Below are 7,417 nucleotides of genomic sequence, written 5' to 3'. Positions count from 1 at the left end.
GGAGCGGCGGCCGAAAAGTTCCTCACGACTCCGCCCCGCCCACGCCACGAGCGGGGCGGTCATCTTCCAGTCCCCAGTCCCCAGTCCCCAGTCCCCAGTCCCCAGTCCCCGCCATGAAAGCCACCTGGAACGGAGCCACGATCGCCGAGAGCGACGAGACCGTCGTCGTCGAGGGCAACCACTACTTCCCGGCCGACGCGCTCAACCGCGAGCACGTCGCGCCGAGCGACCACCACACGACGTGCCCGTGGAAGGGCAAGGCCAGCTACTACGACGTCGTCGTGGACGGGCAGACGAACGCGAACGCGGCGTGGACGTACCCCGAGCCGAAGGAGGCGGCGGCCGAGATCCGCGACCACGTCGCGTTCTGGAAGGGCGTCGAGGTGTCGGAGTAGGCGCGCGGCGCGTCCTGACCACCCCGCCCGGAGCCCGCGAGCGGGGCGGGGCGGCGGGTTGCCGTGAAGACCCGGAGAGGGGTCGGGCGATCCCCGAGAGGTCCGGCACCGGGGGCTACCTTCTGCGCGTTCAGCCGTCTCCAGGTCCCCGGCCGATGCGCCTCCTCCGCCACCCGCTCGTGCTCCGCACGGTCGCCGCCCTCCTCCTAGTGGGGACGGGCGCGGCGTGGGCGCCAGCGGCGACGGCCCAGGCGGCGCGGCCGCAGGCGCTGCGGTCGCTGCTCGGCGACGCCGACGCGTTCCGCTCGGCCGTCGCGGCCTCGCGGGACGCCGACTTTGGAAAGGCCGTCGACGCGTTCGCCGAGGCGTACGCCGAGGCCGCCGGCGACGCCGTCTCGCCCGAGGCCGTCCGGCAGCTCCTCGCGGGCCAGGGCGTGGGCGACGACGCGCCGGTCCCCCGCGACGTCGTGTTCGTCCCGGGCGGGGCGACGACCCCGCTCGCCTCCGCCTCGCCCGGCGTCCTGGGCGACGCCCCGCCGCCGCCCGTGGTGGGCGGGGCGGTCCGGTCCACCCCGCCCGCCGCGCGGTCCGCCGCGGGCGGGGCGGCGCACGCGGTCCAGGCACGCGGCCCGTAGCGGCGCGGCCCCGCTCGCGGGGCTCCCGACCGTCTCAACGCCGATGGGCCGTCCCGATGGGGGGCGGCCGCTCCCTCCCGACTCAACCGGCGCCGCCGTGCGCCTCCCCCTTATGCAAGGCTACGGATTCAAGCTGTTCGCCGTCGTGGCGCTCGTGCTCATCTCGCTCTGGCAACTGTTCCCGACGATCCAGAACGCGCTCAACGACCGCGAGCTCGCGGCCATGAGCTCCGACGAACGCGAGGTCTACGAAAAGGAAAACTATGAGGACCTCCTCGAGACCCGCGAGTCGTCGCTCAACCTGGGCCTCGACCTCCAGGGCGGCATGCACGTCGCCTTGGAGATCGGGACCGGCGCGCTCCTCCAGGAGCTGGCCGGCAACCGGGCCGATGACACGTTCGAGCGGGCGATCGAGATCGCGAACGAGCGCGCGCAGGACGGCGGCAGCGACTTTGTGACGCTGTTCGCGGACGCCGTCGAGGAGGTCCGCCCGAACACGCGGCTGGCCCGCTACTTCCGCAACACCGACGCCGGCATCACGGCCCGGTCCTCGAACGCCGACGTCGTCACCTACCTCCGCTCCGAGGTTGACGAGGCGCTCGGACGGGCCGAGGAGATCATCCGCCAGCGGATCGACCGCTTTGGCGTGACCGAGCCGCTCATCCAGCGTCAGGACGGGAGCCGGATCGTCGTCGAGCTCCCGGGCGTCGACGACCCCCAGCGCGTGCGCGACCTGCTCCGGGGGACGGCCAAGCTCACGTTCCACCTTACGCCGCCCACGCAGGAGCTCCAGCAGGCGGCCCTCCGCGTGCTCCAGTACTACGGCGAGGGCGGGGCGGAGACCGCCGCGACGACCGACGCCGACACGACCGGCACCGCCATCGACACGACGGCGGCCGGCGAGCGCGTGGCGGCCGCCGGCGACTCGGCCGGCGCCGTCGACCTCGCCCAGGTCACGGGCGGGGAGGCGCCCTCAGCGAGCGGCAACTCGCTCGCCGACGCGCTCCGGCTGATCCAGGTCCCCGAGGGCTCGCCCATCTTCGGGCAGGTCGTCGCCCGCGACACGGCGACGGTCCGCCGCCTGCTCGAGGCGCCGGGCGCTCAGGCGCTCCTGCCCGCCGGCGTCCGGCTCCTCTACACGGCCAACCCTGAGGGCGTCACGCCCGAGGGCGAGGACGTGTACAACCTCATCGGGATCAACGAGCGCGTCGAGCTCACGGGCGACGTGATCACCGACGCCGGGCCGGACTTCGACCCGTACACGAACGCGCCCCAGGTGTCGATCACGATGAACGGCGTCGGCGGTCAGCGGTGGAGCCAGATCACGGGCGCCAACATCGGCCGCCCCGTGGCCCTCGTCCTCGACAACCGCGTCTACTCCGACCCCGTGATCCAGAGCCGGATCCCCAACGGGCGGACGCAGATCACGGGCCAGTTTTCGCGCCAGGACGTCGAGGACATCGTGACCGTCCTGAAGTCGGGCGCCCTCCCCGCCCCGGTGCGCATCGTCGAGGAGCGGACGGTCGGGCCGAGCCTGGGCGCCGCCTCCATCCGGGCCGGCACGCGGGCGCTCATCGTGGGCTTCCTGGTCGTCGGCGTGTTCATGGCGTTCTACTACCGCGGCGCCGGCCTCATCGCCAACATCGCGCTCGTCCTGAATCTCCTGTTCATCTTCGGCGTGCTGGCGTCCTTCAGCGCCACGCTCACGCTCCCGGGCATGGCCGGCATCGTGCTCACGATCGGCATGGCCGTCGACGCGAACGTGCTCATCTTCGAGCGCATCCGCGAGGAGCTCGACTCGGGCAAGACGATGCGGGCGGCCGTCGACGGCGGGTTCGCCAAGGCGCTCTCGGCGATCGCCGACGCCAACATCACGACGTTCCTCATCGGCGTCATCCTGTTCTCGTTCGGGGTCGGCCCGATCCAGGGGTTCGCGGTCACGCTCATGGCCGGCATCCTGACGTCGCTGTTCACGGCCCTCGTCGTGACGCGTCTCGTCCTCGACTACCTCGTCCAGTCGCGCGGGACCCGCGTGGCCTTCGGCTGACTCGGTACAGGGCGCGGGGCACGAGGGAGGCCCTCGTCCCGCGCCCGTACCCCGTACCTAGTACCCCGTACCGAACCCTGCCATGCGCATCTTCGAAAACCCCTCGCACGACTTCCTCAGCGACTTCCGCGCGAGCTACATCACCTCCGGGATTCTCCTGGTGATCGCCATCGTCTCCCTGTTCTACCCGGGCCTGGAGGCCGGCATCGACTTCACGGGCGGGACCGAGTTCGTGGTCGAGTCGGCCGAGCCGATCGCCCCAGTCGCGGCCCGCCAGGCGCTCGACGGCGTGCTCGGCGACGGCGTCGAGGCCAAAGAGTTCGGCGACCCCCGGACGCTCCTCGTCCGCACCGGGCTCGGCGGCGACCCCGACGCGCTGGAGGCGGCGCTGACGACGACGCTCGCCGAGTCCTTCCCGGGCTCGGCCCCGGACATCATCGGGACGAGCTCGGTCGGGCCGCGCATCGCGTCCGACCTCAAGGAGAAGGCGATCTTCCTCGTGCTCGGCGCCCTCTTCGTCATCCTCCTGTACATCTTCGTCCGGTTCGACTGGCGGTTCGCGGTCGCCGCCGTGCTCACGCTGGCCCACGACGTGCTCATCGTGCTCGGGCTGTTCGCGCTGCTCCACAACGTGACCCCGTTCTCGCTCCAGATCGACCAGGTCCTCATCGCGGCGCTGCTGACGATCGTCGGCTACTCGATCAACGACACGGTCGTCGTGTTCGACCGCATCCGCGAGTACACGGCGCTGTTCAAGACCGAGCGGTTCGACGTCGTCGCCAACCGGGCCATCAACACGACGCTCTCGCGGACCGTGCTCACGTCGGGGACGACGCTGCTGACGGTGTTCATCCTGTTCCTCATCGGCGGCGAGGTGCTCAAGGGGTTCTCGCTGGCGCTGCTCGTCGGGATCGCCGTCGGGACGTACTCGTCGATCTTCGTGGCGAGCCCGCTCGTCGTGTGGCTCCGCGGCAAGTACGCGCCGGCCGTGCGCGGCACGCGCCGCGCGGCGGCGGCCTAACCGCCCCGCCCCGCCCGCCGTGGGCGGGGCGGGCTCTGTTGGACCGCCCCGCCCGGCGGAGTCACGCGGGCGGGGTGGCGGCCCTAGCTTCCGTCCGCCCCGCCCGCCTCTCCCCGGACCCATGCAGATCGACCGCGCCACGCGCTCCGGCGTCACCGTCCTCACGCTCACCGGCGACGCCCTCGGCGGGCCGGGCGGGGCGGCGCTCCACGACGCGCTCCACGAGGCCCGCGGCGACGGCCCGCTGTGGGCGGTCGTCGACCTGGACGGGGTGCGGCACATGAACTCGTCCGGGCTGGGCATGCTGATCGGTGCGCTGACGACGGCCCGGAACGCGGGCGGCGACCTCCGACTCGCGAACGTCGGCGACCGCGTCCGCACGCTCCTCGAGGTCACGCAGCTCGCGGACACGTTCCAGTCGTTCGGCTCCGCCGACGAGGCCGTGGCAAGCTTTGAAGGGATGGAGGGATAGGGCATAGGGGGATGTGCAGAGCCGCTCCGCTCCGCCGCCCTACCCCCATTCTCACCCCGCCCGCCGCCTGAGAGTCGGGCGGGGTGGGGGCCGCGACGCTCATCCCTCTATCCCTCCCCATCCCCTCATCCCTCCCCCGTATGCCCGTCTCGATCGTCATTGGCGCCCAGTGGGGCGACGAAGGAAAAGGGAAGGTCGTCGACCTGCTCGCTCCGCAGATGGACATCGTCGCCCGCTACCAGGGCGGGGCGAACGCCGGCCACACGATCAAGTGGGGCGACGAGACGTTCGTGCTCCACCTCATCCCGTCCGGCATCTTCCACGACGGCGTGACGTGCGTGATCGGGAACGGCGTGGTCATCGACCCGGCCGCGCTCGTCGACGAGATCGAGCAGATCGAGGCGCTGGGCTACCCCGTCGAGGGCCGGCTGAAGATCAGCCACAACGCCCACCTCATCATGCCGTACCACAAGGCGCTCGACCAGGCCAAGGAGCGGTGGCGCGACGCCGAGGCCATCGGGACGACGGGGCGCGGCATCGGCCCGGCCTACGTCGACAAGTTCGCGCGGAATGGGATCCGCGTGGTCGACCTCCTGGACCGCGACGGGCTGCGGAAAAAGCTGACGGCGGCCATCGAGGAGAAAAACGAGATCCTGTCGCAGATCTACCAGAGCGAGCGGCTGGACGTGGACGCGATCGTCGACGAGTACGTCGAGTTCGACCGCCTCATCGACCCGTACGTGACCGACACGGCGGCGTACCTCCAGGACGCCCTCGCGGACGGCCAGCGCGTGCTCGCCGAGGGCGCCCAGGGCGCGCTCCTCGACGTCGACCACGGGACGTACCCCTACGTCACGTCCAGCCACCCGACGTCTGGCGGGTGCTGCACCGGGCTCGGCGTGCCGCCGACGGCCGTCGACCGCGTCATCGGCATCGTCAAGGCGTACTCGACGCGCGTCGGGAACGGCCCCTTCCCGACCGAGCTCCTGGACGAGACCGGCGAGCGGCTGCGCGCGCAGGGCCACGAGTTCGGGGCGACGACCGGGCGGCCGCGCCGCTGCGGCTGGCTCGACCTGGTGGCGCTGGGCTACACGAGCCGGCTCAACGGGTTCACCGAGCTGGCCGTCACCAAGCTCGACGTGATGTCCGGGCTCGACGAGCTCCGCGTCTGCACGGCCTACGAGGTCGACGGCAAGCGAACCGAGCGCTTCCCGACCGACCTCCGCACGCTGGAGCGCGCGCGGCCGGTCTACGAGACGCTCCCCGGCTTCTCCGGCGACCTCTCCGACGCCCGCGAGATGGGCGACCTCCCCGCCGCGGCCCGCGACTACCTCCAGTTCGTCTCCGACCGCGTCGGCGTGCGGATCACCGTCATCGGGACCGGCCCGAAGCGCGAGGAGACGCTCGTGGCATGAACGATGAACGCTGAACCGCGAACGATGAAGTGAGAGCTTGCCACCCCGCTCCGTTGTGGCTGGGCGGAGCGGGCGCCCCTTCATCAGTCAGCGTTCGTTGTTCAGCGTTCCTATGCAGGCCTACCGGACCAGCACCAAGCTCAAGCTCGGCCTGATCGCGGCGGCGGTCGTGATCGGGGTCGCGTCGCTACTGTTCACGCAGCGCCTGGCGGGGCGGCTCGAAGCTCAGGACGCGGCGGCCGTCGAACTGTGGGCCGAGGCCATCGCGTTCCAGGGTCGGGCCGGGCTGAGCGCCCAGGGCGCGGCGCCGTGGGACGAGCTCGCCGCCGCCGTCGAGGCGTCGGGCCGCCCCGCCCCGGAGCGCGCGCGGCTCGCGGCGGCGCTCGACTCGCTCCGCGACGGGCCGCCGTCGGACGGGCTGGACTTCGTGTTCTCCCAGATCGTCGAGCCCCAGCGGTTCAGCGTCCCCGCTATCGTCACCGACGAGGCCGTGACGGCGGCCGTCCTGTGGCGGAACGTGGCCGACGACGCCGACCACGTGGCGCTGGCCCGCGAGATGGACGCGCTCCACGACCCGATCCCGGTCGAGGTGTCGCCCGGCTTCGTGCAGCTCGTCCACTACGGCGAGAGCCCGCTGGCCCGGCTCATCCGTCTGTTCCCGGTCGTTCAGCTCGCCGTCGTCGCCCTGTTCATCCTCGTCGGCTACCTCGGGTTCTCGTACGTCCGCCGGAGCGAGCAGTCGAGCCTGTGGGTGGGCATGGCGCGCGAGGCGGCCCACCAGCTGGGGACGCCGCTCTCGTCGATGATCGGGTGGATCGAGCTGCTCCGCCTGGGCGACAGCGTGGCGCCCGAGACGGTCGCCGATGAGCTGGAGCAGGACGTCGAGCGGCTCCGCCGCGTGGCCGACCGCTTCGAGAAGATCGGGTCGACGCCCGACCTCGCGCCGACGGCCGTGGGCGAGGTCCTGGAGCGCGTGGCCGACTACATCCGCCGCCGCGTGCCCACGAGCGCGCCCGTCGCGATCACGGTCGACGTGCCGCCCGACCTGACCGCCCCGCTCAACGGCGAGCTGTTCGAGTGGGTCGTCGAGAACCTGCTCAAGAACGCGCTCGACGCCCTCGACGGGGCGCCCGGCCCGCACCGGATCGCCATCGCGGGCCGCGCCGAGGGCGGGGCGGTCGTGGTCGATGTGGCGGACACGGGGAAGGGCATGGACCGGGCGACGGCCCGCCACGTGTTCCGTCCGGGGTTCTCGACCAAGCGCCGCGGGTGGGGGCTCGGCCTCAGCCTCGCCCGGCGCATCGTCGAGAGCTACCACGGCGGGACGCTGGCGGTCCACGAGACGGCGCCGGGCGCGGGCACCACGTTCCGCATCACGCTGGCACGGCAGGCGTGAGGGAAAAGGGAAAAGGGAAAAGGGAAAAGGGAAAAG

7 protein-coding genes are annotated in these 7,417 nt (G+C 72.1%); all 7 read left to right on the top strand.

Features of this window, described 5'->3' with window-relative positions:
• Positions 1 to 113 precede the first annotated feature (113 nt).
• The 7 genes from RM540_RS15855 (at position 114) to RM540_RS15825 (ending at position 7,381) form a co-directional block, all read left to right on the top strand.
• The gene (locus RM540_RS15855) at positions 114 to 395 is read left to right on the top strand and encodes a DUF427 domain-containing protein (RefSeq protein ID WP_311665921.1); all 282 of its coding nucleotides are present in this window, start codon (positions 114 to 116) and stop codon (positions 393 to 395) included.
• Positions 396 to 550: 155 nt separating this feature from the next.
• On the top strand, positions 551 to 1,030 hold the full coding sequence (locus RM540_RS15850; RefSeq protein WP_311665919.1) for a hypothetical protein: 480 nt from the start codon (positions 551 to 553) through the stop codon (positions 1,028 to 1,030).
• A gap of 97 nt (positions 1,031 to 1,127) precedes the next feature.
• Positions 1,128 to 3,077 carry a protein translocase subunit SecD gene (secD, locus tag RM540_RS15845; protein WP_311665917.1) on the top strand — a complete coding sequence of 650 codons (1,950 nt, stop codon included), beginning with the start codon at positions 1,128 to 1,130 and terminating at the stop codon, positions 3,075 to 3,077.
• An 82-nt stretch (positions 3,078 to 3,159) separates the two neighbouring features.
• On the top strand, positions 3,160 to 4,098 hold the full coding sequence (gene secF / locus RM540_RS15840) for a protein translocase subunit SecF (RefSeq protein WP_311665915.1): 939 nt from the start codon (positions 3,160 to 3,162) through the stop codon (positions 4,096 to 4,098).
• A 121-nt stretch (positions 4,099 to 4,219) separates the two neighbouring features.
• Positions 4,220 to 4,570 (top strand): STAS domain-containing protein, encoded by a 351-nt coding sequence (locus RM540_RS15835; RefSeq protein WP_311665913.1) that lies wholly within the window; start codon positions 4,220 to 4,222, stop codon positions 4,568 to 4,570.
• A 140-nt stretch (positions 4,571 to 4,710) separates the two neighbouring features.
• Positions 4,711 to 5,985, top strand: a complete 1,275-nt coding sequence (locus RM540_RS15830; protein WP_311665911.1) for an adenylosuccinate synthase — start codon at positions 4,711 to 4,713, stop codon at positions 5,983 to 5,985.
• A 112-nt stretch (positions 5,986 to 6,097) separates the two neighbouring features.
• Complete coding sequence (locus RM540_RS15825) at positions 6,098 to 7,381, top strand: sensor histidine kinase (RefSeq protein WP_311665909.1); 1,284 nt, start codon at positions 6,098 to 6,100, stop codon at positions 7,379 to 7,381.
• Positions 7,382 to 7,417 lie beyond the last annotated feature (36 nt).

This window comes from Rubrivirga litoralis (assembly GCF_031846415.1).
GTDB lineage: Bacteria > Bacteroidota > Rhodothermia > Rhodothermales > Rubricoccaceae > Rubrivirga > Rubrivirga litoralis.
This window is presented reverse-complemented; position numbering and strand designations above follow the sequence as displayed.